Here is a 1,435-nt window from a genome sequence, read left to right as displayed (position 1 = left end):
GCCTTGGCTGACGGACAGCTTCGCCCCCTGTGACAGGAAGGCCATTGCCACGACCATGGCATGCCTTTCGATGATCGAGCGAAGTCGACAAGCCGTCACCGGGTGGCTGTGGCGGCCAGCGCGGTCTGGCTCCGAGCCAAACCCACCCGGCACCGTTGCATTAACCTTGGCAGTCTAGTGACGGGCGGCTAATCGAGGAGCCACCCTGTTGTCGATCTTCAAGCGCCGCCGCTTTCCGGTCGAGATCATCCTGCTGTGCGTGCGCTGGTACTGCAAGTATGGGATCAGCTATCGCGATCTCGCCGAGATGATGCAGGAACGCGGTGTCGCCGTTGACCCATCCACCCTCTTCCGTTGGGTTCAGCGCTACGCGCCGGAGATCGAGAAGCGGATCCGACTCTACCAGGGACCTCGCTCAGGCTCTTGGAGAGTGGACGAGACCTATGTGCGGGTCGGCGGCAAGTGGAAGTACTTGTTTCGCGCGGTCGACAAGCACGGTCAATTGATCGCCTTCATGCTGTCCGAGCGCCGAAATACCAACGCTGCTTATCGCTTTTTGCGTAAAGCCATCAAGGCGATGAGCAACTACCCGCCATCATCCATCACGACGGATAAACTGGCGTCGTATCCCAAGGCCATCCTGCACCTGCAAAATGAAGGGTTGCTCTCGAAAGATGTGGAGCATCGCACCTCGAAATATTTGAATAACGTCATCGAGGCGGACCATGGCGCGCTCAAGCGCGTGATCCGACCGACACGTGGCTTCCAGACGATGAAAACCGCGACCGCGACCCTGAAGGGGTTTGAAATCATGCGCATGATCCGCCGTGGTCACTGCATCCAGCGGAAACGTCGAGCGACCGGTGAAATCCGTCTCGTCAATCAGCTCTTCGGTCTTGCTGCGTGAGCAGCTCGTTCGACGAGGTTCGTTATGCCTGGTCCAAGTTACTGCAACAGTGCCGGCCGGACACGACCCGACGTGACCTCTATGATCGTTCCAGACGCCGACAGAGCCGGCATATCCTACCGCGGTAGCGGTTTAGTCCTTTGACCCCGAGCGGACCTTCGTTGGAGCCGTCACCACATCTCCAAAAATGATGTTTAAGCTTGTACTCGTGCCGTGAAGGGGCTGTGTCGGACACCACGACTAAGTTAAGGATGATGCCTCACCTGGACCAGATGAATGAGCAGGAACTAATCGCGGAACTTCATCGTCTCGCGGCCGAATGCGAGAGGCTCGACTTCAAGGTCGCGAACGTCACCCAACAGCGCCGGTTCTGCAAGGATCATCCTGACGCCGGACGGGCCGCTCCGGACGAGCAGACTCTCCTCATCGAGATGAATCGACTGATGGATCGCAGACGAGCCACCGAAGGGCACCTGATGCGGGTCCGAGGACAGCTCCGTCCCCTGAGGCCACATGAGTAATCGTGCC

General features: G+C 58.7%; 2 protein-coding genes. One reads left to right on the top strand and one right to left on the bottom strand.

Annotated elements, in window-relative coordinates; genetic code table 11:
- Positions 1-208 precede the first annotated feature (208 nt).
- On the top strand, positions 209-907 hold the full coding sequence (locus ACS5Q1_RS47895; protein ID WP_473104784.1) for an IS6 family transposase: 699 nt from the start codon (positions 209-211) through the stop codon (positions 905-907).
- 287 nt (positions 908-1,194) lie between these two features.
- Here the strand turns inward: ACS5Q1_RS47895 and ACS5Q1_RS47890 are convergent.
- Positions 1,195-1,435 (bottom strand): hypothetical protein (locus ACS5Q1_RS47890; protein WP_473104783.1); only part of this gene is annotated, 241 nt, incomplete at its 5' end.

This window comes from Microvirga sp. GN3 (genome assembly GCF_055792825.1).
Note: the sequence above shows the minus strand (reverse complement) of the source record. Positions and strands in the feature narration are given on the sequence as shown.